We start from the raw sequence: 26,467 nt of genomic DNA on the forward strand, positions 1-26,467 counted from the left end.
AGCCTGGTCACAGGAAACCGGTGCTGCGCAGGTACTCGCAGCCCTTGCGTAACAGCGCCGGATTTTTTTCGGGGTAGCGCCCGCCCATCTGCTCGACGCCGCGTCGTGCGTTGTCATGGCGGATCATCGAGGTATCGCCGATGTCCTCGCCCACCCCGTTGAGGTAGAAGCCCAGTACGCCGAACAGCGCATTGCGGCTGTCCACTGTGTGCAGGTGACGTTGCCAGTGAGCCACGCTCACCAGCTCGAATGCGTGGCCTGCCTGGCGAAAGGCGTCGACGTAGGTTTCCCAGCTCAGGGGCTGCGGGTTATGCAGGTTGAACACCGTCCCTCCAGCACGGCAGCGGCTGCTGTGGAACGCAATAAACCGGGCGAGAAAGTCCACCGGCATCAGGTCGAAATTCAACTCAAGGTGCGGCACCAGGCCCAGTTGGAGTGAACCTTTGAGCATCAACATCAGGCGATTCTTCTGTGGCTCGCAGACTCCGCTGCGGCTGTTGAAGCTGATGTTCCCCGGGCGATGGATATTGACCCAGGCACCTTGCGCTGCGGCGCGTCCCAGCAAGCGTTCGGCAACCCATTTGGACAGGTTGTAGCCATTCTGGATGTAGAGCGGCGGGGTGGCCGCGGCGGGGTTTTCGAGTACCTGGCCATGTGCGTCGATACTGCTGGCGGCCGACAGCGTCGAGATAAAATTGAAGACCTTCTTGCACCGGGTTTCACACAGGCGCAGGCATTCCAGCACCGGTTCGACGTTGTCCTTGGCCAGGGTGGCGTAATCCATCACATGATTGACGTGGGCGGCGTTGTGCACCAACACGCCGAACTCCCCGGCGAGGTAGTCATACACCTCACTCGACAGGCCAAGACGCGGCTGGCTGATGTCGGCGGCATACACCTGCACCCGGCTCAGGTCCAGGTGTTCCAGACGGTACTCTCGCAGGGCCTCGGCAAACCTCGCGGTCGCCGAATGTCCGGGTCGTTCGCGCACCAGGCACGCCACTTCAAGTGCACCCTCGGCCAACAGTGCCTCGACGATATGCACCCCGAGAAAACTGTTGGCCCCGGTCACGATCACCCGGCGACGTTCGCCCGCCTGTTCAGCCGGCAATGTCTGCACATGCAGCTCACGCAGCGCATCCTGGGTTGCCTGGCCGGTCGGTGCTTCGGGTGGTGCGTCGTCCCCCATCAGCGTAGCGAGGGTACGAACCGTGGGGGTTTCAAAAAACCGACTTAGGGATAGGCTGCGCCCGAACTGCTCGCGGATACGCAGCAGCATCGTCGACAGCAGGATGGAATGGCCGCCAAGATTGAAGAAGCTCTCGTCGGCCGACAGCTGCGTGACCGGCATGCCCAGCAACTCGCTCCACAGGTTGAGCAACTGCACTTGCATGGGCGTGTGCGGTTCGCCGTGAATGATGGCCGGCAGCGTTGGAGTCGGTAACGCCAGCAATGCCTGGCGGTCGACCTTTCCGTTGGGGGTGCACGGCATGCTCGCAAGTTCCGTGCACAGGGTTGGGCGCAAATAGTCCGGCAGTGTTTGCCGGGCATGCTGCGTCAGTGCAGGCAGGGCGTCTTGTGTTTCGGGCTGAGCAACAAAAGCCAGGATTCGCCGCTCACGGTCAATCACCACCGCCACTTGGCGAAACAGCTGACTGCTGCGCAGGCAATGTTCGATCTCTTGCGGTTCGACCCGGAACCCACGGATCTTCACCTGCTGATCCCGGCGCCCGACCAACTCGATGCCGGCAGCGGTCCACTTCGCCAGGTCGCCTGTGCGGTAGGCCCGCAAGGTCTGGCCGTCGGGCAACTCCAGGGGGACGAAATGCTCGGCGGTCTGACGCGGCTGGTTGAGGTAACCCAGGCTGACGCCGGGACCGGCGATGTACAGTTCGCCCAACACCTGCTCATCCACCGGTTGCAGGTGCTCGTCGAGGATCAGTACCTGGCTGTTGGCGATGGGCGTGCCGAGGTTGCGATTGCTGTCGCCCGGCTGCAACGTGTGGCTGGTCACCAGCACGGTGGCTTCGGTGGGCCCGTAGAAATTGTGCAGGCGGCACTGGCCTGCCAACTGCTCGATGACATAGGGCTCGCACACGTCGCCTCCGGTCATCAGGTGCGCCAGGCCCAGGGGTTGATCCAGCGGCAGGATGCTCAGCAGCGCCGGCGGCAGGAAGGCGTGGGTGACGCGCTGTTGTCGGATCAACTCCACCAGTTGCTGCGGGTCGCGTCGCTGGTCTTCACTGGGCACGATCAGCTCGGCGCCCGCGATCAGGCTCGGGAAGATATCGATCAGGGACGAGTCAAAACTCAAGGGCGAAAACTGCAAGACCCGGCTGTGTTCGCTCAGCTGCACATGACCCCCGAACCAGGCGCTGAAATGGGCCAGGTTGTGCTGGCTGAGCAGCACGCCCTTGGGGTGGCCGGTAGTGCCCGAGGTGTGGAGCACCATGCAAGGGTCGTCCATGGCGGGGCGCTGGCGCATTGGCAGCGAGGTGTCGGGAGTGTCGACGGCACTCACATCCAATGCACAAAACCCGTCCCGCAGTGGATGCTTGCCATCATCCAGCAGCACCGAGACGCCGGCGTTTTCCAGCATCGCTTGCTGGCGTTGCAGCGGGTGGCCCGGCTCCAGGGGCAGGTACACCGCACCGCAGGCGAGTACCGCGAGAATGCTGGCGTACAGCTCCAGGGATTTGTCCAGGCAGACGCCGATTACCGGCGGTGTGTCGTGGGGCCCAAGCAGAGGTCTCAGACGGTGCTGGATAGCCAGGCTCTGGCGATGCAACTGTCGGTAAGTCAGCCCGCTGCCGGCAATGTTCAACGCTGGCCGGTCGGCGAAGGTTTGCAGACTGTTTTCCAATCGTTCGATCAGGGGTACCTGGGCTTGCTGCTGCAGAGCCAAATCGGCCGTCAGGTTAAAACGATGCAGGTACGCCAGGGATGCGAGCGCTTGCAGGCCGTGTTCCGGATCATCAGAGGCGACGGCCGCCTGCGAGAAATAGCCCGGGTCCCGGGAGAACCCACTCACCTGTTGGGCTACCCACTCCACCAGGCTGCGTACTGCGTGTTGACGCAGCCGTTGACCATTGCCACAGGCTTCTCCGGCAACCTCCAGGGTTGTCAGGAGTCGCCGTGAATGGGCGTAACACCTGAGCTGCAGGGCCGGCAATCCACAGTCGGTCAACGCTCCCATACCCACGCGCAGGCTCATCAAGGCTGTGCACGTCACGCCGGGCGGAACCTCCTCGCTACCGTCATCAATCAGCAGGTCTACTAGGTGGGTGACATCCTGTGCTCGCACCACCCCATGACCGTATTGCGCCAATGTCTCACCCAGTTCATTCAGCGCCGCGCTGAAGCCCGCCAGCCCAATCTTCAGGTGCCTCATGGGTGCCCTCCTGGCGCCGCAAGAAAGGCATCCAGCGCCCCAACCACACTCGGCGTTTGCAGCAGGCCGCTGTGGTTCAGGAAGCCCATGATATTGCCGATCAACGGGTGCTGGCGGGTAATGGGAAAGCCCATCGCCTGCACTTCAGTGCGCAGCGCAGAGCGCGTGCCGTCACTGACATCCAGGTGCTCGATCAAGTGCAGGTCGAAGTTTTTCTGCAGGTCGTGGGTCAGGTAATGCTGGAGAAAAACCGGCAGGATCCGGGCGATACAGTCGCGGTCCGCGGCGTCTGCAGACTGCCAATAAATACGCACCAGGCGCGTCCAGAAAAGCGCGTGGCGGCCCTCGTCAAACAAGTGGTCGGCCATCAACCCACGGATGGACTGCTTGACACTGTCGTCCTTGGAAAACGCTGCCACGTCATGGGTCACGGTGTTCTCGGCGATGGCCACGGCAATCAGTTCCACGGCATCGCGCAGGTGTTCGGGCGCCAGCGCCAGTGCGGCAGGCAAGGCGCGGCTCAGCTCGATTTGCGCGGGTAGTTCAAGGGGTGGGATCCCGGTCATCTCGATGGTCTGTTGCATGAAATCGAGGGCGACGAGGGCGTGGTAATCCTCGTCCACCACCACGGTCATGGCGTCGTAGCGACAGGCAAGCGGGAAGGGCACCGAAAAGCGATTCTTGGCGATGCTGCGTGCGGTCTTGTCGACGATCTCGGTTTCAAAGATCACCACGTCGTTGATGAACTTGTAGAACGTCTGCAGCAAGACAAAATCACGGCACTGCGGGCATCGGTCGATAAAGGTCGCGCTCAGCACCAGAGGCTGTCGGCTCAGGGGATAGATCAGTTTCTGATCGTTTTCCAGCCGCCGCCGCGGGCGTGTGCGGATGGTCGCGCGGCGCTCCCAGTCGTCGGCAAATGAGCGGTAGTCGGCAGGGTTCATGCGCTCATCTCCGGCAGGCACCTATGCAACCCATCCCATAAGGCCAGGCGGCTTTCCACGGCGCCGAGGGCGCAACTGTCGGCTTGCTGCTCGCGGCTTGGGTCGCCGAGGGTAAGGCGTTGCAGCAATTGCGTTGCCGCCGGGCCATGCTCCTGGGCGTCGATCTCCATGTGGCGCTTGAGGTAGTAGCAGAAGGTGGGCGCCTGGCGATGGAGCACCTCGCACTCCTCCAGGATGCGCTTGAACATCGCCGGGATGACGCTCTCGCGCCCGTGGAGAAAGGCAGCCGCCACGCAGTGCGTCGGTGCGTCCAGGGCAACCTGCAGGGTACTTTTGACGAACCGGGCCACGGACGGGTGGATATCGATTTTTTGCAGGGCCGTTTCTGCATCGTTGCCGTCACGCTGCAGGCTGACGAACCGCTCGATGTTCGCCGTGCTCGCGCCGACTTCACGCATGGCTTCCAGGTACAACTCGAAGTGGCTGCCGTGCCCATGGCCGGGATACGCGTCCGACTCTTCGCCCAATACGATCTCATTGATCAGGCGAGCCGCTTGCGGGTCCGTTGGCGGTAACCAGGGCAGGCGCATACCGGTGAGGTCATGTTGCAGGCGTTTGGTGAGTGTCATGAAGTCCCACACGGCGAATACGTGGTTTTCCATAAAGTACTGCAACTTTGGAAGGGTATTTATATGTTTGAATATTGGATGGATATGTAACTTCTGCTTTTTTTGTTTAAGCAGGTGTGAGTGCTGGAACATGTTGATGCCTATAAGTCGTGTCTCTTCCCTGATAAAAGCGTTGTGCTTTAGCGACAAATAAACATTGGTTTTCACGGATGCGCGGGTGCCTTGATAACAGGCAGCCCTGTACGAGGCTGACACTGTTACTGGCAAGCAGCATGCTGTGACAAAATACCAAGGCTTTATTTAAAGGAACGCCACGCGCAGTGACGCACCGAGCATGGATTCACGCTGTCGATTGGGAGAATTGGAGTGTTGGTAATAATCTGATTAAGTATTCAGGTGTTTTTAGTTTTATAAGTTTTTCGAGTTGGAATATTGCGGTAGTTGGATCGCTCTGCGGAGTGTGTGAAGTTTTCTTTGGGCTTAATGGTTTAACGGGAGTAATGGTGGTGCACTGGCCTCCGTCGGCCAGCGTCACTTTGCAGCGCTTTGTGGTCGAGGGAGGCGTTTCAGTTCCACGCGGAATTTACAGCGCAGCGTTCTGTTCAGTCTCTTCAAGAGTTTTGAGGTAACCCGTAATCACCTCCATGCCGCGGGTAAGGTGGTTACGCAGGGTCAGGATGCTTTCGTCGACCTTCTTTTGCGCCACGAGGTCGAGCAGTTCGCGGTGATCTTCCTGGGACGTCTTGCCCAGGCCCATGGCCTCGAGGTTGAAGCGCAGGAAACGTTCCTCTTCGTTCAAGCCGTGTTCAACCAGCTTGAGCAACCGCTGATTGCCCGCCTTGCCATAAAGCGCCATGTGGAACAGGCGGTTGAGGCGGCCGATTTCGGTGTAGTCGCTTTCCCGTTCCAGCGCGTCGATAAAGGCGCCAGCCTGGGCGATGTCATCGGGCGTGAGCAGGGGAATCGACAAGCGCAGCGCTTCGGATTCGAGGAGTATGCGCAGGGCGTAGGTTTCCGCCGAGTGGTCCTCGATCAGTGGCGCCACCACCGCGCCTTTGTGGGTGACCACATGCAGCAGCGATTGGGCTTCCAGTTGACGCAATGCCTCGCGCACCGGCATCCGGCTGACCCCGAACAAGCTGGCCAGCTCCTGTTGACGCATGGCGGTGCCACAGGGCAAGCGGCCATCCAGGATGGCGTTGCGCAATGTTTCTTCAATCACGGAGCGGGCGAGATGGGCGGGGATAGGCCCGCTGATCTGGATGCTGCTCAAAGGGTTCGGCTTCTGCGTCACGACTACGCTATCCTCCTTTTCAAGGTGAGGTGGCTAATTGGATCCAATGCACACTAGAGATTGTCCACAAGCTTGTCAAACGGGCAAGGTTTCGGCTTGTAAGCGACTCAACAGCGTGTTCTTCGGGCCCACAGCTCCCATTTGTCAGGTCTTACAGGCTAAAGGTCCGTCGTGCACATTTTATTCCCGGGAGTCGGGCCAACAGCGGTATTGCTGCATATCGATATTCACTAACGGTATTTAAAATGCGGTTCTTATGACTATAAAGTCACTCTCCTGACTGCACGGGAGTGAACTCATGTCTGCCACCTCTACTGTTCCAACAGCGACCGACACCACACAAACCTTCGAGATCCGTCCATTTCCCGGCAGCGTCGGCGCCGAAATCATAGGCCTGGACCTGGCCCGCCCGGTCAGCGACCAGGACTTCGCACGCATTCACCGCGCGCATCTGGACCATCACGTCGTGGTCTTCCGCGACCAACGTATCACCCCCGAGCAACAGATCGCCTTCAGCCGCCGTTTCGGCGTGCTGCAAATCCATGTGCTCAAACAATTCCTGCTGGCCAACCACCCGGAAATCCTGATCGTCTCCAACATCATCGAAAACGGCCAATCCATCGGCCTGGGAGACGCCGGCAAGTTCTGGCACTCGGACCTCTCCTATAAGGAGCTACCGAGCCTGGGCTCGATGCTCCATGCCCAGGAGCTGCCGTCCGAGGGTGGCGACACGTTGTTCGCCGACATGCATAAAGCCTGGGACAACCTGCCCGAGTCCCTGCGAAAGGCCGTTGAAGGCCGCAGCGCCGCGCACTCCTACACCGCACGCTACAGCGAAACCAAATTCGAAGGCAATTGGCGCCCGACCCTCACGCCCGAGCAACTCGCTCAAGTGGCGGAAGTGGTACACCCGATTGTGCGCACCCACCCGGAAAACGGCCGCAAGGCGCTGTTCGTCAGCGAGGGCTTCACCACCCGTATCGTCGGCCTGCCTGAGGATGAAAGCCGCGACCTGCTGGCCCAGCTGTACGCCCACAGCGTGCTGCCGGAAAACATCTACCGCCATCAGTGGCAGCCCCACGACATGGTGTTCTGGGACAACCGCTCGCTGATCCACCTGGCGGCCGGCTGCCCCAGCCACCTGCGGCGCAAGCTGTACCGCACCACCATCCAGGGCGACGCGCCTTTCTGACCCGGAGCATGACCATGTCCAAGAAAACCCCATTTGCGCGCCTGGCCGCGACGGTCGGCCTGGGCGTCAGCCTGCTGGCCGGCAGTCTTGTGGCGCCTGCCGCCGCCCAGGCCGAAGGCGAAATTCGCATCGCCGAGCAGTTTGGCATCGTCTACCTGTTGCTCAACGTGGTGCGCGACCAGAACCTGATCGAAAAATACGGCAAGCAGGAAGGCATCGACATCAAGGTCGACTGGACGCAACTGTCCGGCGGCGCAGCCGTCAATGATGCGCTGCTCTCCGGTTCCATCGACATCGCCGGGGCCGGCGTTGGCCCGCTGCTGACTATCTGGGACCGCACCCACGGCAAGCAGAACGTGAAAGCCGTCGCCTCCCTGGGCAACTTCCCCTACTACCTGGTGAGCAACAATCCCAAGGTCAAGACCATTGCCGACTTCACCGAAAAAGACCGCATTGCCGTACCGGCAGTGGGCGTTTCCGTGCAGTCGCGTTTCCTGCAATACGCTGCCGCCAAGCAATGGGGCGACAAGGAATTCAATCGCCTCGACAAGTACACCGTTGCCGTCCCGCACCCGGATGCCACGGCTGCGCTGATTGCCGGTGGCACCGAGCTGACCGGGCACTTCTCCAACCCGCCGTTCCAGGAGCAGGCCCTGACCAACCCGAACGTGCATGTGGTGCTCAACTCCTATGACATCCTCGGGCCTAACTCGCCGACCGTGCTGTTCGCCACCGAGAAATTCCGCAACGACAACCCGAAAACCTACAAGGCGTTCGTCGAGGCACTGACCGAAGCGGCGCAGTTCGCCCAGAACGACAAAGGTGCCGCAGCCGATACCTACATCCGCGTGACCAAGGCCAAGATCGACCGCGCCGAGCTGCTGAAAATCATCGAAAACCCGCAGTTCGAATTCAGCGTCACACCGAAAAACACCTACCCGCTGGCGGAATTCCTCTACCGCGTCGGCGCGATCAAAAACAAACCCGAATCGTGGAAGGACTACTTCTTCCAGGACGCCAAGCCGCTGCAAGGGAGCTGACATGAACGCGCCCTTGCAAGGCCACACGGCCAGCAACCCGACCACCACCGAAGCACTGCTTTCGGTGGATAAAGTCAGCCTTGAATACCGCACGCCCGAACGGGTGGTGCGGGCCACTCACCAGGTCAGCTTCGCGATCGATCCGGCAGACCGCTTTGTATTGCTGGGGCCTTCGGGCTGCGGCAAATCCACACTGTTGAAATCCATCGCCGGCTTTATCAAGCCGTGTGAGGGCGAGATCCGTCTGCTCGGGCAAAAAGTCGAGCAGCCAGGGCCGGACCGTATCGTGGTGTTCCAGGAGTTCGACCAACTGCCACCGTGGAAAACCGTCAAGCAGAACGTCATGTTCCCGCTGCTGGCGTCCAAAACCCTCAAGCGTCGCGAGGCCGAAGAGCGGGCGCTGTACTACCTGGAAAAAGTCGGCCTTACGGCCTTTGCCGATGCCTACCCGCACACCCTGTCCGGCGGCATGAAAGCCCGCGTGGCAATCGCCCGGGCGTTGGCCATGCAGCCGAAAATCCTGCTGATGGATGAACCCTTCGCCGCCCTCGACGCCCTGACCCGGCGCAAGATGCAGGAAGAACTATTGCTGCTCTGGGAAGAGGTGCGTTTCACCCTGCTGTTCGTCACCCACTCCATCGAGGAAGCGCTGGTGGTGGGCAACCGCATCCTGTTGCTGTCGCCGCACCCGGGGCGGGTGCGGGCGGAAATCCACAGCCATCAATACGACCTGCACAGCCTCGGCGGTGTGGAGTTCCAGGCTTCGGCGCGGCGCATTCATCGGCTGTTGTTTGATGAAGCGCCCGAGGTGGAAACCGAACTGGGTTTCGCCGATATCCGCATCGCTTATTGAAGGGTTTGCACCATGCGCCAGGAATACGAAATCACTCTCGAACCGTTGCCCGGTGTACGCGTAGAGCGCGAGTTGCCGTGGCGCCAGCGCCTGTGGCAACAAGGCTGGCTGCGTAAAAGCCTGATCCTGATCGTGCTTGCGATCCTCTGGGAAGCGGCTGCCCGTTATCAGAACAATGACCTGCTGCTGCCGAGCTTCCTGCAGACACTGAGCGCGTTCTACGACGGCATGGCCAGTGGCGAGTTGTTGAGCAAGGTCAGCATCTCGCTGGTGGTGCTGATCAAGGGTTACCTGATCGGCATTGTGCTGGCGTTTGCCCTGACCACGCTTGCGGTGTCGACCCAACTGGGGCGTGACCTGCTGAGCACCCTGACCTCGATGTTCAACCCGTTGCCGGCGATTGCCCTGCTGCCGCTGGCGCTGTTGTGGTTTGGCCTGGGGCAGAACAGCCTGATCTTCGTGCTGGTGCATTCAGTGTTGTGGGCGCTGGCGCTCAACACCTATTCAGGGTTCCTCGGCGTCTCCGAAACCCTGCGCATGGCCGGTCGAAATTATGGCCTCAAGGGTATGCGCTTCGTGTTGTTCATCCTGATCCCGGCTGCGCTGCCGTCGATTCTCGCCGGGTTGAAAATCGGTTGGGCGTTCGCCTGGCGCACGCTGATCGCCGCCGAGTTGGTGTTCGGTGCTACCAGCGGCAAAGGCGGTTTGGGTTGGTACATCTTCCAGAACCGCAACGAGCTGTACACCGACAAAGTGTTTGCCGGCCTGGCGGTGGTGATCCTGATCGGGCTGCTGGTGGAGAACCTGGTGTTCGACACCCTGGAGCGGGTCACCGTGAAGCGCTGGGGCATGCAACGCTGACTGAAACACCAACCCTGTGGCGAGGGAGCAAGCTCCCTCGCCACAGTCTGCTACGATTGCGCCAAGTTCACTCCCAACCCATCACGAGTGCTTGGCATGCAATTACCGGACATGAACCTGCTGGTCGCCCTCGACGCCTTGCTCGACGAGGGCAGTGTGGTAGGCGCCGCGCGGCGGATGAACCTGAGCCCGGCCGCCATGAGTCGCACCCTCACGCGCATCCGCGAGGCAGTGGGCGATCCGATCCTGGTGCGCGCCGGTCGCGGCCTGGTACCGACGCCCAAGGCCCTGGAGCTACAAGGCCAGGTGCGCAGCGTGGTGGAGCAGGCAGCGCTGCTGTTCCGCTCGGCGGACGAAGTGGACCTGCGCACCCTGCGCCGGCGCTTCAGCGTGCGGGCCAATGACTTTTTTGTCGGAGTGTATGGCGGTCGGCTGTTCGACACCATGGAACGCATGGCACCGCTGTGCGAACTGCGCTTCGTGCCGGAAGGCGACACCGATGACGAGGCCCTGCGTGAAGGCCGTCTCGACCTGCGGGTGGGCAACACCATGCCGATCACTCCGGAAGTGAAGGTGCAGAACCTGTTCACCACCACCTTCGTCGGCCTGGCACGGGAAGGGCACCCGTTGTTCGATGGAGAAATCACCGCCGAACGGTTTGCCAGCTATTCGCATATCAGCATCTCCCGCCGCGGCATTGCCCGGGGGCCCATCGACACCGCCCTGAACGCCCAGGGCCTGGAACGCCGAGTCGCGATGATCGCCCCGGGGTTTCACGGCGCGATGTTCATGCTGCCGGACTCCGACCTGATCCTGCCGGTGCCCAAGGAAGCGCTCTACAGCGCCAATCGCCTGAAGCTGCCGTTGCGAGCCTTCACCCTGCCAATTTCCCTGCCGACCCTGGTGCTGACCCAAGCCTGGCACCCGCGTTTCGACAAGGACCCGGCCCATAGATGGCTGCGCGAGACCATGCGTGAATGCTGCGAGGCGACGTGGAAGGAAGCGCAGCCCACGTGAGTCGCAAGTGAGCTCGGCTAATGTGGGAGATGGATTGCCTGCGATGCGGGCGACACGGTTTTTCAGGCATAGCGAGGTGATGCCATCGCGGGCAAGCCCGGCTCCCACAGAGATCGCCTACATTTTGATCATTGCGTCTGGTGCACTTATAAGCTTCCGATAAGTCACTTTTTGTCATGTCTAAGCCTTATTAAACTGCTCGGGTATTTCCTATTCCGAGTTGTAGTTCATGACGTCCCTCGCTGCTCCCGCACCCCTGGCCGCAGCCAAACCGACCGCCATTACCCCGCCCGTTTTCGGCCCGCGCATCATCATCGGCCTGGTGGGCGTATTGCTTGCGGTACTGGTGTCCGGCCTCAACGAGATGGTGACCAAAGTCGCTCTCGCCGATATTCGTGGTGCGATGTACATCGGCTTCGACGAAGGCACCTGGCTGGTGGCTGCCTACACCGCCACCTCTGTCTCGGCGATGGCCTTTGCACCCTGGTGTTCGGTGACGTTCTCTCTGCGCCGTTTCACTCTCTGCGCCATCGGCCTGTTCACCGTGCTTGGCGTGCTGTGCCCGTTCGCACCGAACTACGAAAGCCTGCTGATCCTGCGCACCGTGCAAGGCCTGGCCGGTGGCGCCTTGCCGCCGATGCTGATGACCGTGGCCCTGCGGTTCCTGCCGGCCAACGTCAAGCTGTACGGCCTGGCCGGCTATGCCCTCACGGCCACTTTCGGCCCTAGCCTCGGCACACCGCTGGCGGCCATGTGGACCGAATACGTCGGCTGGCAATGGGCGTTCTGGCAGATTGTCGGGCCGTGCCTGCTGGCCATGGCGGCCGTGGCCTACGGCTTGCCCCAGGACCCGCTGCGCCTGGAGCGCTTCAAGCAGTTCAACTGGCGTGGTCTGCTGCTGGGGTTCCCGGCGATCTGCATGCTGGTGATCGGCCTGTTGCAGGGCAATCGGCTGGACTGGTTCGAGTCGCCGCTGATTACCTCATTGTTGATCGGCGGCCTGGTGTTGCTGGTGCTGTTCATGATCAACGAGTGGTCGCACCCGATGCCGTTTTTCAAGTTGCAGATGCTTGGGCTACGCAACCTGTCGTTCGCGCTGATTGTGCTCGCCGGGGTGCTGATCGTGCTGCTGGCGGTGACCATCATTCCGTCCAGCTACCTGGCCCAGGTCCAAGGCTACCGCCCGCTGCAAACTGCACCGGTGATGCTGATCATGGCGCTGCCGCAGTTGATCGCACTGCCGTTGGTGGCGGCGTTGTGCAACTTGCGCTGGGTCGATTGCCGCTGGGTATTGGGCATTGGCTTGAGCATGTTGATCCTGTCCTGCGTGGGCGGGGCGCAACTCACGTCGGCATGGATTCGCGATGATTTCTACGTGCTGCAACTGCTGCAGATCTTCGGGCAACCGATGGCGGTGTTGCCGCTGCTGATGCTCTCCACCGGCAGCATCACGCCCCAGGACGGGCCTTTCGCCTCGGCGTGGTTCAACACCGTCAAAGGCCTGGCCGCCGTGGTCGCCACCGGCGTGCTCGATGCCCTGACCACACACCGCCTGCATTTCCACTCGACCATGCTGGTGGACAGCCTGGGCAACTCGCCCCTGGCCGACAGCGATGCCGCCGGCCTTGCCCATCGGCTGCACGAGCAGGCCGTGGTGCTCACCTCTTCGGATCTCTACTACGTCATGGCCGGTGTCGCGGCGGCGTTGATCCTGCTGATTTTCTGGATGCCGACGCGGATTTATCCGCCCCGCGCGCCGACTTGATTGCTCACTGAGCCAAAGGGATTGTTATGAAACGCAAAGACAAAATCGCTGTAACCGTCATCACCGTGTTTGCCGTCGGTGTGCTGGTTTACCTGCTGGCGCCGGGTGTGTTCGGCAGCAAACGCCAGAGCACCAACGACGCCTTCGTCGCCGCTGACTACACCCTGGTGGCGCCGCGTGTGGCCGGCTTCATCAAGGAAGTGCTGGTGGAAGACAACCAGCGGGTCAAGGCCGGGCAGTTGCTGGCGCTGATCGATGACCGTGACTTCCGCGCCGCTGCCCAGGCGGCCGATGCCGATACGCTGGTGGCCCAGGCGCAGCTGAAAAATGCCACGGCAACCCTGGAGCGCCAAAGCTCGGTGATCGCCCAGGCCCAGGCGACTGTGGCGGCGGATCGCGCCGAAGTGGCGTTTGCCGAACACGAACTGAACCGCTACAACCACCTCGCGGGTGTAGGCGCCGGCACCGTACAGAACGCCCAGCAAGCCAAGACGCGTATTGACCAGGCCACCGCGCGCCTGGCGAATGCCACGGCGGTGCTGGCCGCTGAACGCAAGCAGGTGGAAATCCTCAGCGCCCAGCGTGATGCGGCAGAGGGCGGCCTGAAACGTGCCCAGGCCGCACTGGAAATGGCCAGCTATCAGCTGTCGTACACCCGCATCGTCGCGCCGGTGGACGGCATGGTCGGCGAGCGCGCGGTGCGGGTCGGCGCCTATGTGACGCCGGGCAGCAAGATCCTCGCCGTGGTACCGCTGGCCGAGGCCTACGTGGTGGCCAACTTCCAGGAGACCCAGTTGTCCCACATGCACGCTGGCCAAACGGTGGACGTGAAGGTCGACAGCCTCGACGGCGAAGTGCTCAAGGGCCACCTCGAAAGCCTGGCGCCAGCTACCGGCGTGACATTTGCCTCGGTCAAACCCGACAACGCCACCGGCAACTTCACCAAGGTGGTGCAGCGTATTCCGGTAAAAATCATCCTGGAGCCCGGCCAGGCGTTGACCGAGCGCCTGCGGGTCGGCATGTCGGTGGAAGCCAGCGTCGACACCCACGCCGCCGCCCAGCAACGTGAGGTGGCGCAGCAATGAGACGCCTTGCCTGGTTAACCTTGAGCCTGCTCACCCTGAGTGCCTGCACCGTCGGCCCGGACTTCCAGCGCCCGCAGAATCCCGTCGGCCAATGGACCGAGCCCCATGGCCGACAAGCCGCCAGCCAAGCGGTCAACGACCCGCTGGAAGAGCGCTGGTGGGAAGTGTTCCACGACGCGCAGCTCACCGCGCTTACCCGTCGCGCGCTGACCGATAACCTCGACCTGAAACTCGCCAGCAGCCGCCTGCAACAAAGCCGCGCGGCGCGCCAGGTGATTACCGCCGAGCGCTACCCGACCGTCAACGCCACCGGCGATTACCTGCGTCAGCGCAACAGCGCCGATGGCTTGAGCGATGCCTCGGGCAAGAACGGCCGCTCGGCGTTCAACCAGTGGGACATGGGTTTCTCCGCCGCCTGGGAACTGGACTTCTGGGGCCGCGTAAAACGCGAAACCGAAGCCGCCGACGCCACCCTGCAAGTCGCCGAAAACGACCGCCGCGCGGTGCTGTTGTCGGTGCTGGCGGAAACCGCCCAGGACTACATCCAACTGCGCGGCGTGCAAAACACCCGCGCCGTCACCGAGCAAAACCTCGAGGTGGCGCGCCACAGCCTGAAGCTCTCGCAACTGCGCCTGGCCGACGGTGTCGCCACTGACCTGGACGTAGCCGAAGCCGCTGCTCAAGTGGCCGCCATCGAGGCGCGCCTGCCGGATTTGCAGCAACGCCAGGACCAGTTGATCAACGCCCTGAGCCTGCTGATGGGCGAACCGCCACAAGCCTTGTACGCCGAGCTGTCCAAGGACGCTGCGGTGCCGCAAACCCAACGCCAGGTCGCCATCGGCCTGCCGTCGCAACTGGCCGAGCGCCGCCCGGATATCCGCCAGGCCGAAGCTCGCTTGCATGCGGCCACCGCCTCCATTGGTGTGGCCAAGGGCGACTTCTACCCGCGCATCACCCTGTCCGGCAGCGTGGGCTCCCAGGCGTTGCAACTGGCGGATTTCGGCTCGTGGAGTTCGCGTGCATTCGCCTTCGGCCCGCAACTGAGCTTGCCGATTTTCAACGGTGGCCGGTTGCAAGGCATGCTCGATCTGCGCGAAGCCCAGCAACAGGAAGCGGCCCTGGCCTACCAGCAGACCGTGCTGCGGGCCTGGCATGAAATCGATGATCAACTGACCCGCTACAACGCCAGCCAGCTGCGGCGCGACAGCCTCGCCGAAGCCGTGCGGCAGAACCAGATCGCCCTTGCCACGGCGCAGCATCAATACGTCGAAGGCGTGGTGGATTTCGTTAACGTACTGACCGTGCAAAGTGCGTTGCTGGCGACCCAGGAGCAGTGGGTGGAAAGCTCCACCGGCGTGTCCCTCGCCATGGTCGGGTTGTACAAGGCATTGGGTGGGGGCTGGGAGTCGGTGTATCCGGAACAGACGGCAGGGCGTTAATACCAGTGCCCACAGTCCAGGGACTGTGGGCATTCAAGGATTCTGCAAAAACACCACATACCCTCGAAACCACTCACTGTCCTTCAAATACCCCGGCTCCTCCCACTCTCCACCCTGAATCAACCCAATCTTGAACGGCACCCCCAACCGGTTCATCCGTGGCAGATAGGCCGCGTAGTCCGGAATGCTGTGGCGCCCCTGGTAGGTCTGCACCACCACTTCATCAATCACGCCCTTGAGTTGTGTGATGGCGGCCGGGTCGGCGTTGCTGCTCCAGTCCATCAGCCCGGTGATGCTCAGGCGTAGGTCCTTGGGCAAGCGTTGGCGCAGGTCGCGCAGGAAATCCGCGTATTCGTCGAGGTATTGCGTGCGCGCATCGAAGTCGATCTGGATGCCCACCACCGGGTTGCCCGCATCCCGCCAGCGTTGCACCTGGCCGAGCATCTGGCTGTACACCGACTCGGGCCAGTGCAGGGTGTGGGCGCGGTACACCACCCAGATTTCACCCTGGGTGATGCGCGGCACACTCATGCCCTGGGCGATGAATTGCACGCCACGCCGGGGCGCGCGGCGGGTCGAGTTGATCTGGCCCTGGAGGATGTACAGGGTTTTCGCCTGCTTGAGCACCGGCTGCGGCGCGACGCCGCTCCACAGCCAGAACGCGTCATGGTCGCGGGCGTCCACCGCGCCGAAGGCCGGGCTTGCCAGCAGGAGCAGGGCCAGCCAGAAACGCTTCACGGCTTACCAGTAGTACTGCAGCGACTTGCCCCACTGGGTGTCGGCGAACCCGGTTTTCAACTGGCGGAACCAGCCTTTGCGCACGTTCTTGTCGACGTCTTCGCCACCGCAACTGTTGTAGCCCGAAGGTCCGTAGCAGTTGATGGCACGAAACAGCGCGTAGGCCTTGTCGTTTCGCGGTGCCTTGGGATTGCCGATCACCCGCTTGTAGCCCTCCAGTCGCGAGAAGGTTTCACCCTTGAAGGGCGAGGCAGTGCTGCCCAGGCTGCCGGCGGAGCGCGCTTGTTCCAGGGGCATGCCGTCCAGGCCGTTACGCAGGACGAATTCCCCCAGGCAGTTCAGGCCCTGCGGGTTTTTCGGATCGGCCTGCAAGGTGCTGGCGATTTGCGCGATGCTCGGGCAGGTGTAGCCGGACTCGGCCTTGTCACCGTTCCACTGGAACAGTCTCAACGACTGGCCGCCGCTGTAGACGTAGCCCAGGCTGGTGCCGAGCTTGTCATCGGGAACCGAGGCGGGCAGTTGCTTGAGGTCCTCGGCAAAGGTCTCGAACTGGCCGCGCAGCAGGTCTTTATAGAGCAGCGTGAATTGTGCGGTCTGGCGCTCTACCGGGTCTTCGGCATGGGCAAGCTGTTGGCGCAGCAGGTCGGGACCGGCGACGTTGCGCAGCAGGATATAGCGCACCTGCTTGGCACTGATCGGCGAATCGGCGGCGAATACCTTGGCCAGCTGGCCGCTGCGTTCGTAGTTCATCGCCAATGCCAGCTCCAGCTGGTCACGTTGCAACGGTTGCTTGGTCAGCGGCAGCAGTTGCAGCCACAGCGCTTCGGCGGCTTTCCAGTCTTCCTTGGCTTCCAGCGCGAGGCCACGCAGGGTCTGTTGGCTGAAAGCGAAGTAGTCGAGATTCGACGGCACGTCTTGCGGCAGCAGCTTCAAGGTACGGTCGGGCTGATGCTCGACGTTCAGGGCAAACGCCGCCTGCACGTAGGCATACAGCGCGGGCTCCTGCGCGAACACCGCTTTTTGTGCATCGAGCGCTTCACGCGTGAGCTTCGGCGGCTCGCCGGCACGCATCCACATCAGGTCGTTGAGGGCCAGGATCAGCGGGTTGCCCACAGGTGCCGTGGTGCTGGTCAGCAGCTTGGTGTCGGCTTCCTGCACCAGTTCATCCAGCGACACGTTGCGCTGGGCATCGGTGGCCTGGGTCAGTTGCCAGGCAAAGTCGTCCGCCAGTTTGTCGGGGTTGGGCGCCAGCCAGTGCACCCGGCGCAACAGGCCACGGGCGGAGGCGGCGTATTCGCCCTGTGGATAAGTTTTCAGGTAGTCGTTGAAAGCGCTTTCGGCCCGTTGCAGGGCAGACTTATCCACATGCTCAAGCGACGGTGTGCCGTATTCATCGAAGGCATTTTGCTGGGCGTCGTTCAGCGCGGTGCGGGCGGTCATGTACAGCGCTGTTTCCTTCAGCCAGGGCAGCGAGCTGCTCGTCAGCCCGGCAAAACCTTTTTGCGCATCGCTGAAGCGTCCGCTGTAAAAGTCCCCGGCGGCTTTCAGGTAGGTGAGCAATGCCTGGCCGTCTGCCGATTTGATTTGGTCGGCCTCGCCTGCCGCTACGCCGTCCGAGGAACAACTGCCGAGCATCTGCAGCCGCAGCTTGGCCAGTAACTGGCGCTCGGCCTGCGGTACATCGGCCTTCACCACCTGGCTGATAAACGCGGCGGCACTGTCATCGGCGTTGCTGCGGCAGCGGCTGCCTTCGCCGGAAAGGAAGGCTTCACCGGCGGTCTTGGCGTCGTCGCGCTTGATGCCCAGCGGGCTGAGCAGTGCATCCAGTTCGGCGGTGCGCGAGTCGTCGGGTTTGTTGTCGGGCTCATCCGCAGCCGGCATAAGCCGATACACCGGAAAGGGCACCGGGCCAAATCCTTCGGACACGTCCTGCTCGCCCAAGGCATTCGGCGCCAGCGGCATGACGTTTTTGTCCGCCAGCAACAGCCGCAGGTTGACCCGGCTGTCATTGCCGGGGCTCAGGAAGGGCAGGTTGCTGCACACGTCCAGGCTGTTGCGCGACACCCGCCAATCCGGGTAGCAAGAGTCATCGCCGCTGGCGTGGGCCTGGAAGGGAAGGGTGGCGAGCAATGCCAGTGCCAGGGGTGACAGAAGACCGATGCGCATGAAATGTCCTTGATCCTGAATCCATGGAAGGCAGCAATCATAGCGTGATCCGATGAAAGCGTCGGAGACGTCCTGCGCAAAATTCAGATTTGTCCGATTGGCGGATGGTTGGTCAAATCCATGCAAAACAGCGGGCGAATCAAGGCCTTTTGACCTAGAGTGGCGGGTGTTCGCGCAAGCGCAGGTTCAGTAGTGGGTGAGGAAGTAGAGGTGCGACGCTCTGTGGCGGAACAAGACAACAAGGCCGGGGCATTGCCCGTGCTCAATCCTGGCCTTTGGGAGAATGCCGGCTGGCTGGCTCGGTTGTGGTGGGTACCGCTGGTGGCGTTGGCCATGGCCATGCGTTTCTATGGCCTGACCGCCTCCGCCATCTGGGGCGATGAAGGTTCAAGCCTGCTGCTCGCCGAGTATTCCCTGGAAGACCTGTGGTTTCACGCCGCACATGACGTTCATCCGCCGCTGTATTTCTTCATGCTGCGCGGCTGGATCGAGGTGTTCGGCGACAGCATTTTCTCCCTGCGCAGCATGAGTGCGATCCCCGGTGTGGTCGCAGTCGGCCTGGGAATCTGGCTGACACGACTGATCGCGACCCGTCGCGCGGCGGTGCTGGCCGGGATTCTGTTGGCGTTGCTGCCCACGGCAGTGCGCTACAGCCAGGAAGTGCGGATGTATTCGCTGCTGGGCGTGTGGCTGCTGGCCGCCACCCTGGCCTTGGTGTATTGGGTCCGCCAGCCTGAGCGCAAGCGCTATCTGGTGGCCTATGCGCTGTTGATGACGGCAGCCTTCTACACCCACTATTTCACCGCGTTGTGCGTACTGGTGCATTGGTCATGGCTGCTGTTGCTGCGCCAGCCACGGGCCGGCGGCCTGCGCCTGGTCACGCGCGCGGGCTGGTGGTTGGCCAACATTGCCATTGTGTTGCTGTACTTGCCCTGGCTCCCGAATCTGCTGGGCCTGGTGCAGCACACCGAAGAACTCAAGGTGGGCGGTGATATTGGCTGGGAAGACCCGGTCAACCTGTATTCCGTGCCGTCGATGGTGTGGCAGTTCCTCATTCAGGACCCGGGCGACCACTTGTGGCGACCGCTCTTTGTGGTGTTTCCGTTATTGCTGATGGCGCTGGTCGGTGTGACTGCCTGGCGCGATCAAAGCCGCTTTCGCTTTGGCTGGCTGCTGGGGCTTTTTTTCATGCTGCCAGTGCTGCTGGTCTATGGGGTTTCGTTTATTTCCCCGGTGTTTATCGAGCGTTATCTCACCGCCTACGCGATGAGTTTGCCGATCATCGTGGCGTTGGCCGTCGACCGTCTGTCGCCGCGCCTGCCGCTCGCAGCGGCGGCAGTCTTCGTGTTGTTTGTCGGGGTCGAGCTGGTGGGCGTGAAAACCAACTCCACCGTCGATGAGCATGATCAATTCAACGTGGTGGTGGAGTTCGTCAATCGCAACTACCAGGAAGATGACCGCATCGTCATCAGCGACATGCTGTGGTACCTGCCCTACGTCTATTACGACGAGACCGACGCCCAGTTGCAGCTTTTCACACCGCCGACCGCCGCCGGCAAGTCCACCCGGCCTAATGCCTATGGTTTTGGCACCCTGGTGGACCAGGATGGCGGGCGCATCTACCTTGATCGCTTGTCGGCGTTACCCGCCGAGATCCAGCGTGTATGGCTGATCAGCGCCGCGGAGCCGCCGGATGAGTTTGCCCCGTTGCCGGCCGGATGGCGTCAGCTCAGCCAGCAGGACGGCGGCGGCGCGCGGGCCCGGCTGTTCGTGCTGTGTAACGCGCCAGCGGGCGTGCACCGTGAGGGCTGCGATTAATCCGCGCAACACCTGAGAGGTTTATGTTCGCCTGGGGGGCTAGACTCAGGTGAACCCTCTCTCCAGGAACGCCTCATGGAATCCCCAGTCCACAACTTGCCATCGTTGTTCAAACAGCTCGGTTTGCCCGATGACCCGGTCAGCATCGAGCGGTTCATCGCGGTCCACTCTCCACTCAAGCCCGAATTGCATCTGGCGGAAGCGTTTTTCTGGACGCCGGCTCAGCGGGCGTTTTTGCGTGAAGAGATTCTGGAGGACGCGGATTGGGCGGAGGTGGTGGATGAGTTGAATTTGCGATTGAGAGAGGGGCGAGGAGTCTAGGCCGTCAAGAGGCGGTTGCTTTCTCTGGTGGCCATTGGCGAGCGGTGTGCGCAAGCGCCACGATCCCTACTACGTCGGGCTCAAGTTGGTAAGCAAGGCGGTAGCTTGGATGAGGAATGACTTCGCGTGTGCCTGTGATCCTGCCGAGTGGGCCGGTTTCTGGGTGTTTTGCCAACCCCAGCACTGCACTGCTGAAGCGTCGATCCATATCGGCTGCGGCTTGTGGGTTTTTTTCAAATAAAAAGTCCCAGATATCCCTACGGTCCTGCGCCGCTTCCGGCGTCCAGGCAACCCTCATTCCTGATTATCTACGTGAGCACGTTTCGCAGAAAACTCAGCTTCCAAATCCTCATTGGAAATCTCTCTGCCTGCCTGTATCGAGGCGCGAGAGGCGTCTACTTTACGCTGCAAGAACGCGTCGTACTCCCGTGATTCCTGCTGGGCCTGGACAAACTGACGCATCATATCTCGCACGATTTGCGATGCAGGACGGTGGGTAGCCTCGCACTCGGCCATGAATTGGTCGCGTAGTTCCGACTCAAGCTTCAAGGTGAAAACGGCTAGTTTTGACATAAGTGAATGCTCTAGATTGGTATGTACGAAGTATATACAACGTGCATACCTGACGACGCATGTGAGCTGAGTGAGGCGACTGACGGTTGCTGACGGCGAAACACCTTTCCCCAAACCAGCTTTACTTAGCCCACGGGCCATCCTCCCATCCGCAAATTTGTATCAAAACTTGACTGCATTGGATCCATCGACCATATTGATAGTTAGCAAACTAACTGTATGCGAATAATCCAGTGTCCCAGACCCTCGAACAACTCCAGATGAACATCAGCAGCAGCATGGTGGTAGGTGCCAGGACCTGGCGCAAAATCTGCCAGACCACGCTCGTCAGCTATGGCATCTCCGAAGCCTGCGCTGTGCCGCTGCTGATGATCGGCCGCCTCGGCGACGGTGTGCACCAGGTGAAGGTAGCCCAGGCCGCCGGGATGGAAAGCCCGTCCCTGGTGCGCCTGTTGGATCAGCTGTGCAGTTCCGGCTATGTGTGCCGCACCGAAGACATCCACGACCGCCGCGCCAAGGCCTTGAGCCTCACCGCGCGTGGCCGCGAGCTGGTGCAGGCAGTGGAACAGCAACTGGTGCGCCTGCGCCGCGAGGTGCTGGCGACAATCGACCCCGATGACCTGGAAGCTGCTTTGCGTGTACTGCGGGCCTTCGAAGGTGCCAATCAACATCCCATGGTTGTGAGTTCTTGAACGGATTTTTTACCGGCATGCCGCCGGCCAGGGATTGGTTCTACGGCGTAAGGACATTCGCCGCTTCAATGATCGCGTTGTACATCGCCATGCTGATGCAAATGCCGCGTCCGTATTGGGCGATGGCCACGGTGTATATCGTTTCCAGCCCGTTTGTCGGCCCTACCAGTTCCAAGGCGCTGTACCGGGCGGTCGGTACCTTCATGGGCGCCGCCGCTGCGGTGTTTTTTGTGCCGATGTTTGTGCAGACGCCTTACCTGCTGGTGGTGGTGATCGCGCTGTGGACCGGGATTCTGCTGTTCCTGTCCCTGCACCTGCGCACCGCCAACAGCTATGCGCTGATGCTGGCCGGCTACACCTTGCCGCTGATCGCCCTGCCGGTGGTGGATAACCCGCTGGCGGTGTGGGATGTGGCCGAAGCGCGGACCGAAGAGATCTTCCTTGGCATCGCCGTGGCGGCGGTGGTGGGGGCGATGTTCTGGCCGCGACGCCTGGCGCCGGTGTTCGATGACTCGGTGAGCAAGTGGTTTGCCGACGCCCAGGTCTACAGCCAGCGCTTCCTCAGCCGCAACGTGCAACCCGAGGAAATCAGCACCCTGCGCGGCGGCATGGTCGCTACCTTCAACACCCTGGAATTGATGATCGGCCAACTGCCCCACGAGGGCTCCCGGCCGCAAACGGTGCGCAATACAAAGGAGCTGCGCGGGCGGATGATCCACCTGCTGCCGGTGATCGACGCACTGGACGACGCCGTGTACGCCCTGGAACACCGCGCGCCGGAATTGCTCGAGCGCTTCACGCCGCTGCTGACCGCCGCCAACGAGTGGCTGGCCAGCACGCAAAAGGATGCGCCCCTCGAACGCTGGCGTGTCCTGCGCGACCAGATCGAAGCCCTGCAACCCGATGCCGACGCCCTGGATGACCGCCATCAGTTGCTGTTCTCCAACGCCCTGTATCGCCTGGGCGAGTGGGTGGATCTGTGGCAAGACTGCCGCAGCCTGCAAGCCGCCATCCAGTGCGAAAGCCAGGACAGCTGGCGCGCAGTTTACCGCCACTGGCGCCTGGGCCGGCTGACGCCATTCCTCGACCGTGGCCTGATGTTCTACTCGGCGTTTTCCACCGTCACCGCGATCATCGTCGCCTCGGTGTTGTGGATCCTGCTGGGCTGGACCGACGGTGGCAGCGCGGTGATCCTCGCGGCGGTGGCCTGCAGCTTCTTCGCCTCCATGGACGACCCGGCGCCGCAGATCTACCGGTTCTTTTTCTGGACCGCGATGTCGGTGCTGTTCGCCAGCCTCTACCTGTTTCTGGTGCTGCCCAACCTGCACGATTTCCCGATGCTGGTGCTGGCGTTTTCGGTGCCCTTTATCTGCATCGGTACACTGACGGTACAGCCGCGTTTCTACCTCGGCATGCTGCTGACGCTGGTCAACACCTCGTCGTTCATCAGCATCCAGGGTGCCTACGACGCGGACTTCCTGGCCTTTGCCAACTCCAACCTGGCGGGCCCGGTGGGCCTGTTGTTCGCCTTTGTCTGGACCCTGATTGCCCGGCCGTTCGGCGCTGAGCTTGCGGCCAAGCGCCTGACCCGTTTCAGCTGGCGCGACATCGTCACCCTGACCGAGCCTGCGACCCTGGCCGAACACCGCAAGATGGGCGTGCAAATGCTCGACCGCCTGATGCAACACCTGCCGCGCCTGGCCATGACCGGCCAGGACACCGGCATCGCCCTGCGGGAAGTGCGGGTGGCGCTGAACCTGCTGGACCTGCTGGCGTACTCGCCGCGCATCCTCGGGGTGCCGCGGGTGTTGTTGAACCAGGTGGTGGAAGGCGTCGGCGGTTACTTCAAGGCCTGCCTCAAGGCCGGTGAACGTCTGCCGGCCCCCAGCGGTCTGCTGATGACCCTCGACCGTACCCGCCGCGCCCTCAACGGCCAGGGCCTGCAAGGCGAGGACGAAACCCGCCTGCATTTGTTGCACGCCCTCAGCGGCTTGCGCCTGGCGCTGTTGCCCGGCGTGGAATTTCTTGGCGGCACAGAGATGGAAGCGCCGTTACCCGATGGAGCGCCTTTATGATCGGTGATCTGGATATCAGCGGGGTGTTCCTGCCCACGTTGCTGGTGCTGATGGGCATTACGTATGTGTTGTACCTGGTGGTGCACGGGCTGTTGACCCGCGTCCACTTCTATCGCCTGGTCTGGCACCGGGCATTGTTCAATGTGGGTCTCTACGCTCTGTTGCTGGGCGCAGTGGATTCACTCAGTCGATACCTCATGACATGAAAAAACCTTTTTTGACCATTGGCCGTGTAGTCCTGACGTTACTGGTGGTGACCTTCGCCTGCGTCGTGGTGTGGCGCATGGTGATGTACTACATGTTCGCGCCGTGGACCCGTGACGGCCACATCCGTGCCGACATCGTGCAGATCGCCCCGGACGTGTCCGGGCTGATCCAGCAAGTGGACGTGCGCGACAACCAGTTGGTGGTGCGCGGCCAGGTGCTGTTCTCCGTCGACCAGGACCGTTTCAAGCTGGCCCTGCGCCAGGCCCAGGCCGCCGTGGCCGACCGTCAGGAAACCCTGGCCCAGGCCGTGCGCGAGAACAAGCGTAACCGTGGCCTCGGCAACCTGGTGGCCAGCGAGCAACTGGAAGAAAGCCAGTCCCGCGTCGCCCGTGCCCAATCGGCCCTGGCCGAGTCGCAAGTGGCGGTGGATGCCGCGCAACTCAACCTGGACCGCTCGGTGATCCGCAGCCCCGTGGACGGCTACATCAACGACCGTGCGCCGCGTAACCAGGAGTTCGTGACCGCCGGGCGTCCGGTGTTGTCGGTGGTGGACAGCAACTCCTTCCACATCGACGGCTACTTTGAAGAGACCAAGCTCGACGGCATTCACGTCGGCCAGAGCGTCGACATCCGCGTGATCGGCGACAACGCTCGTCTGCGCGGGCATGTGCAGAGCATCGTCGCCGGTATCGAAGACCGTGACCGCACCAGCGGCTCCAACCTGCTACCGAACGTCAACCCGGCGTTCAGCTGGGTGCGCCTGGCCCAGCGGATTCCGGTGCGCATTGCGTTTGACGATGTGCCGGCAGACTTCCGCATGATTGCCGGGCGCACCGCCACCGTGTCGATCATCGACGACCAACCCAAGTCGGAGAACAAGCCATGAAACGGCTTTTAGCAACCGCCGGGCTGGGGTTGTTGCTGTCGGCCTGCCAAGTGGTGGGGCCCGATTACAAACTGCCGGACAAGGCGGCCGTGAACCGCGGTGACCTTCAGGGCCAGTTGGCCGGGGAGGGCAGCAATGTGGTGTCGGCGCCGGTACCGGCGGACTGGTGGAAGCTCTACCAGGACCCGCGCCTGGATAAGCTGGTGGAGCAGGCCATGGCCTCCAACACCGACCTGCGGGTGGCTGCGGCCAACTTGCAGCGCTCGCGCTATCAGGTGCAGCAAGCCGAATCGGCCGGCGGCTGGAGTGCCGGCGCCAAGGCCGAAGCCCAGCGCCTGCAAGAATCGGGTGAGGCCTATTTGCTGACGGAAAAAGTCCCGGTGGCGAATATCGGCAGCGCCAGTATCAGCACCTCCTATCAATTCGATTTGTTCGGCACCTTGCAGCGCGGCATTGAAAGCTCCCAGGCCACTGCCGATGCGGCCCAGGCGGCGTCCGATATCGCCCGTATCACCCTGGTGGCGGACGTGGTGCGCTCCTACACCCAGGTGTGTGCGGCCAACGAAGAGCTGGCGATCGCCAACGAGTCCCTCGACCTGCAAGCCCAGAGCACGCACCTGACCCAGCGCCTGCGGGATGCCGGGCGCGGTGATGAAACCCAGGTCACCCGTTCGCAAACCCAATACAAATCCTTGCGCGCCGAAATGCCGCGCTATGAAGCACTGCGCCAGGCCGGGCTGTTCCGCCTGTCGATGTTGCTGGCCAGGCCGCTGGATCAACTGCCGGCCGGCACTGCCCAATGCGCCGAACTGCCGCACATCGCGCAACTGCTGCCGGTGGGCGATGGCGCCACGCTGCTCAAGCGTCGCCCTGACGTGCGCCAGGCCGAACGCCAACTGGCGGCGGCCACCGCGCGCATCGGTGTGGCCACCGGCGCGCTGTACCCGGACATCAGTATCGGCGCCACCGTGGGCACCGTCGGCATCCTGGATGACCTCGGCACGCCGGCCACCAACCGTTGGGGCTTTGGCCCGCTGATCAGCTGGACGCTGCCGACCAACGGCGCCCGCGCCCGCATCCACGAAGCCGAAGCCGCGACCCAGGGCGCCCTGGCGCACTTCGACGGGGTGGTGCTCAACGCTATCCGTGAAACCCAGACGGGCCTGGCGCAATACACCGCGCAACTGCAACGCCGCGATGCCCTGGCGGATGCCGGCGCGTCGGCCAAAGAGGCGGCGGAGCAGACGCACCGGTTCTTCCAGGCCGGCCGCGCGTCGTTCCTGGCCGACCTGCAAGCCACCCGCACCTACACCGACGTGCGGGCGCAACTGGCCGCGGCGAACACCCAGGTTGCCATGAGCCAGATCGATTTGTTCCTGGCCCTGGGCGGCGGCTGGGAAAGTGGACGAACGCAAGCCACACAAGCCAGCAAACCCTGAGCTGATTGCTATGCTTTGACAGGCGGACTTACGTGATGGTCC

Annotated in this window: 23 protein-coding genes; 15 read left to right on the forward strand and 8 right to left on the reverse strand. The window is 62.2% G+C overall.

The window, feature by feature from the left end; all coding sequences use genetic code 11:
• Positions 1–7: 7 nt before the first annotated feature.
• From C0058_RS00665 to C0058_RS00680, 4 genes are all read right to left on the reverse strand, one after another.
• On the reverse strand, positions 8–3,391 hold the full coding sequence (locus C0058_RS00665; protein ID WP_102367849.1) for an amino acid adenylation domain-containing protein: 3,384 nt from the start codon (positions 3,389–3,391) through the stop codon (positions 8–10).
• A complete protein-coding gene (locus C0058_RS00670; RefSeq protein WP_102367850.1) occupies positions 3,388–4,335 on the reverse strand; it encodes a diiron oxygenase in 948 nt (315 codons plus the stop codon). Before C0058_RS00670 ends, C0058_RS00665 begins: the two co-directional genes overlap by 4 nt.
• Complete coding sequence (locus C0058_RS00675) at positions 4,332–5,096, reverse strand: DUF3050 domain-containing protein (RefSeq protein WP_102367851.1); 765 nt, start codon at positions 5,094–5,096, stop codon at positions 4,332–4,334. Before C0058_RS00675 ends, C0058_RS00670 begins: the two co-directional genes overlap by 4 nt.
• Before the next feature lie 451 nt (positions 5,097–5,547).
• Positions 5,548–6,258 (reverse strand): GntR family transcriptional regulator, encoded by a 711-nt coding sequence (locus C0058_RS00680; protein WP_008433627.1) that lies wholly within the window; start codon positions 6,256–6,258, stop codon positions 5,548–5,550.
• 298 nt (positions 6,259–6,556) lie between these two features.
• On the opposite strand from C0058_RS00680, the gene C0058_RS00685 reads away from it, so the two are divergent.
• From C0058_RS00685 to C0058_RS00720, 8 genes are all read left to right on the forward strand, one after another.
• Positions 6,557–7,450: a TauD/TfdA family dioxygenase gene (locus C0058_RS00685; protein ID WP_003218232.1), complete on the forward strand. Its 894-nt coding sequence runs from the start codon at positions 6,557–6,559 to the stop codon at positions 7,448–7,450.
• 14 nt (positions 7,451–7,464) lie between these two features.
• Positions 7,465–8,490 (forward strand): ABC transporter substrate-binding protein, encoded by a 1,026-nt coding sequence (locus tag C0058_RS00690; RefSeq protein WP_003218229.1) that lies wholly within the window; start codon positions 7,465–7,467, stop codon positions 8,488–8,490.
• A gap of 1 nt (position 8,491) precedes the next feature.
• Positions 8,492–9,343, forward strand: a complete 852-nt coding sequence (locus tag C0058_RS00695) for an ABC transporter ATP-binding protein (RefSeq protein ID WP_008433632.1) — start codon at positions 8,492–8,494, stop codon at positions 9,341–9,343.
• Positions 9,344–9,355: 12 nt separating this feature from the next.
• On the forward strand, positions 9,356–10,204 hold the full coding sequence (locus tag C0058_RS00700; protein WP_003218225.1) for an ABC transporter permease: 849 nt from the start codon (positions 9,356–9,358) through the stop codon (positions 10,202–10,204).
• Between the two features lie 96 nt (positions 10,205–10,300).
• Complete coding sequence (locus tag C0058_RS00705) at positions 10,301–11,221, forward strand: LysR family transcriptional regulator (protein WP_003218223.1); 921 nt, start codon at positions 10,301–10,303, stop codon at positions 11,219–11,221.
• Between the two features lie 229 nt (positions 11,222–11,450).
• Positions 11,451–12,986, forward strand: coding sequence for an MFS transporter (locus C0058_RS00710; protein WP_102367852.1), 1,536 nt, complete (start codon positions 11,451–11,453; stop codon positions 12,984–12,986).
• Positions 12,987–13,012: 26 nt separating this feature from the next.
• On the forward strand, positions 13,013–14,071 hold the full coding sequence (locus tag C0058_RS00715) for an HlyD family secretion protein (protein WP_003218219.1): 1,059 nt from the start codon (positions 13,013–13,015) through the stop codon (positions 14,069–14,071).
• Positions 14,068–15,510 carry an efflux transporter outer membrane subunit gene (locus C0058_RS00720; protein WP_102367853.1) on the forward strand — a complete coding sequence of 481 codons (1,443 nt, stop codon included), beginning with the start codon at positions 14,068–14,070 and terminating at the stop codon, positions 15,508–15,510. Before C0058_RS00715 ends, C0058_RS00720 begins: the two co-directional genes overlap by 4 nt.
• 33 nt (positions 15,511–15,543) lie before the next feature.
• On the opposite strand, the gene C0058_RS00725 is transcribed toward C0058_RS00720, so the two are convergent.
• Positions 15,544–16,248 (reverse strand): DUF3142 domain-containing protein, encoded by a 705-nt coding sequence (locus C0058_RS00725; RefSeq protein WP_102367854.1) that lies wholly within the window; start codon positions 16,246–16,248, stop codon positions 15,544–15,546.
• A 3-nt stretch (positions 16,249–16,251) separates the two neighbouring features.
• Complete coding sequence (locus tag C0058_RS00730) at positions 16,252–18,414, reverse strand: outer membrane assembly lipoprotein YfiO (RefSeq protein WP_102367855.1); 2,163 nt, start codon at positions 18,412–18,414, stop codon at positions 16,252–16,254.
• Positions 18,415–18,636: 222 nt separating this feature from the next.
• On the opposite strand from C0058_RS00730, the gene C0058_RS00735 reads away from it, so the two are divergent.
• Together C0058_RS00735 and C0058_RS00740 are read left to right on the forward strand one after the other, a co-directional pair.
• A complete protein-coding gene (locus C0058_RS00735) occupies positions 18,637–20,232 on the forward strand; it encodes a glycosyltransferase family 39 protein (RefSeq protein WP_102367856.1) in 1,596 nt (531 codons plus the stop codon).
• Between the two features lie 75 nt (positions 20,233–20,307).
• Positions 20,308–20,553 carry a DUF2789 domain-containing protein gene (locus C0058_RS00740; protein ID WP_003218203.1) on the forward strand — a complete coding sequence of 82 codons (246 nt, stop codon included), beginning with the start codon at positions 20,308–20,310 and terminating at the stop codon, positions 20,551–20,553.
• Between the two features lie 4 nt (positions 20,554–20,557).
• On the opposite strand, the gene C0058_RS00745 is transcribed toward C0058_RS00740, so the two are convergent.
• The gene (locus C0058_RS00745) at positions 20,558–20,851 is read right to left on the reverse strand and encodes a type II toxin-antitoxin system RelE/ParE family toxin (RefSeq protein ID WP_102367857.1); all 294 of its coding nucleotides are present in this window, start codon (positions 20,849–20,851) and stop codon (positions 20,558–20,560) included.
• The gene (locus C0058_RS00750; RefSeq protein WP_003218199.1) at positions 20,848–21,126 is read right to left on the reverse strand and encodes a hypothetical protein; all 279 of its coding nucleotides are present in this window, start codon (positions 21,124–21,126) and stop codon (positions 20,848–20,850) included. The genes C0058_RS00745 and C0058_RS00750 overlap by 4 nt, the downstream gene beginning before the upstream one ends.
• A 260-nt stretch (positions 21,127–21,386) precedes the next feature.
• On the opposite strand from C0058_RS00750, the gene C0058_RS00755 reads away from it, so the two are divergent.
• From C0058_RS00755 to C0058_RS00775, 5 genes are read left to right on the forward strand one after another with little or no spacing between them, the layout of a single operon-like run.
• The gene (locus C0058_RS00755; RefSeq protein WP_008433651.1) at positions 21,387–21,818 is read left to right on the forward strand and encodes a MarR family winged helix-turn-helix transcriptional regulator; all 432 of its coding nucleotides are present in this window, start codon (positions 21,387–21,389) and stop codon (positions 21,816–21,818) included.
• Positions 21,815–23,893 (forward strand): FUSC family protein, encoded by a 2,079-nt coding sequence (locus C0058_RS00760; protein WP_102367858.1) that lies wholly within the window; start codon positions 21,815–21,817, stop codon positions 23,891–23,893. The genes C0058_RS00755 and C0058_RS00760 overlap by 4 nt, the downstream gene beginning before the upstream one ends.
• Positions 23,890–24,099, forward strand: a complete 210-nt coding sequence (locus C0058_RS00765) for a DUF1656 domain-containing protein (RefSeq protein WP_003218193.1) — start codon at positions 23,890–23,892, stop codon at positions 24,097–24,099. The genes C0058_RS00760 and C0058_RS00765 overlap by 4 nt, the downstream gene beginning before the upstream one ends.
• The gene (locus C0058_RS00770; RefSeq protein WP_003218191.1) at positions 24,096–24,986 is read left to right on the forward strand and encodes an efflux RND transporter periplasmic adaptor subunit; all 891 of its coding nucleotides are present in this window, start codon (positions 24,096–24,098) and stop codon (positions 24,984–24,986) included. Before C0058_RS00765 ends, C0058_RS00770 begins: the two co-directional genes overlap by 4 nt.
• Positions 24,983–26,425: an efflux transporter outer membrane subunit gene (locus C0058_RS00775; protein ID WP_008433656.1), complete on the forward strand. Its 1,443-nt coding sequence runs from the start codon at positions 24,983–24,985 to the stop codon at positions 26,423–26,425. Before C0058_RS00770 ends, C0058_RS00775 begins: the two co-directional genes overlap by 4 nt.
• The last annotated feature ends 42 nt before the right edge of the window (positions 26,426–26,467 follow it).

This window comes from Pseudomonas sp. NC02, assembly GCF_002874965.1.
GTDB lineage: Bacteria > Pseudomonadota > Gammaproteobacteria > Pseudomonadales > Pseudomonadaceae > Aquipseudomonas.

Excerpts from the sequence above, each read along its gene's own strand:
- C0058_RS00690 (WP_003218229.1), top strand. The coding sequence starts at position 7,465 with ATGTCCAAGAAAACCCCATTTGCGCGCCTGGCCGCGACGGTCGGCCTG.
- C0058_RS00720 (WP_102367853.1), top strand. The coding sequence starts at position 14,068 with ATGAGACGCCTTGCCTGGTTAACCTTGAGCCTGCTCACCCTGAGTGCC.
- C0058_RS00695 (WP_008433632.1), top strand. The coding sequence starts at position 8,492 with ATGAACGCGCCCTTGCAAGGCCACACGGCCAGCAACCCGACCACCACC.
- C0058_RS00750 (WP_003218199.1), bottom strand. The coding sequence starts at position 21,126 with ATGTCAAAACTAGCCGTTTTCACCTTGAAGCTTGAGTCGGAACTACGC.
- C0058_RS00705 (WP_003218223.1), top strand. The coding sequence starts at position 10,301 with ATGCAATTACCGGACATGAACCTGCTGGTCGCCCTCGACGCCTTGCTC.
- C0058_RS00665 (WP_102367849.1), bottom strand. The coding sequence starts at position 3,391 with ATGAGGCACCTGAAGATTGGGCTGGCGGGCTTCAGCGCGGCGCTGAAT.
- C0058_RS00740 (WP_003218203.1), top strand. The coding sequence starts at position 20,308 with ATGGAATCCCCAGTCCACAACTTGCCATCGTTGTTCAAACAGCTCGGT.
- C0058_RS00755 (WP_008433651.1), top strand. The coding sequence starts at position 21,387 with ATGAACATCAGCAGCAGCATGGTGGTAGGTGCCAGGACCTGGCGCAAA.
- C0058_RS00685 (WP_003218232.1), top strand. The coding sequence starts at position 6,557 with ATGTCTGCCACCTCTACTGTTCCAACAGCGACCGACACCACACAAACC.
- C0058_RS00700 (WP_003218225.1), top strand. The coding sequence starts at position 9,356 with ATGCGCCAGGAATACGAAATCACTCTCGAACCGTTGCCCGGTGTACGC.
- C0058_RS00745 (WP_102367857.1), bottom strand. The coding sequence starts at position 20,851 with ATGAGGGTTGCCTGGACGCCGGAAGCGGCGCAGGACCGTAGGGATATC.
- C0058_RS00670 (WP_102367850.1), bottom strand. The coding sequence starts at position 4,335 with ATGAACCCTGCCGACTACCGCTCATTTGCCGACGACTGGGAGCGCCGC.
- C0058_RS00710 (WP_102367852.1), top strand. The coding sequence starts at position 11,451 with ATGACGTCCCTCGCTGCTCCCGCACCCCTGGCCGCAGCCAAACCGACC.
- C0058_RS00730 (WP_102367855.1), bottom strand. The coding sequence starts at position 18,414 with ATGCGCATCGGTCTTCTGTCACCCCTGGCACTGGCATTGCTCGCCACC.
- C0058_RS00715 (WP_003218219.1), top strand. The coding sequence starts at position 13,013 with ATGAAACGCAAAGACAAAATCGCTGTAACCGTCATCACCGTGTTTGCC.
- C0058_RS00765 (WP_003218193.1), top strand. The coding sequence starts at position 23,890 with ATGATCGGTGATCTGGATATCAGCGGGGTGTTCCTGCCCACGTTGCTG.
- C0058_RS00770 (WP_003218191.1), top strand. The coding sequence starts at position 24,096 with ATGAAAAAACCTTTTTTGACCATTGGCCGTGTAGTCCTGACGTTACTG.
- C0058_RS00675 (WP_102367851.1), bottom strand. The coding sequence starts at position 5,096 with ATGTTCCAGCACTCACACCTGCTTAAACAAAAAAAGCAGAAGTTACAT.
- C0058_RS00775 (WP_008433656.1), top strand. The coding sequence starts at position 24,983 with ATGAAACGGCTTTTAGCAACCGCCGGGCTGGGGTTGTTGCTGTCGGCC.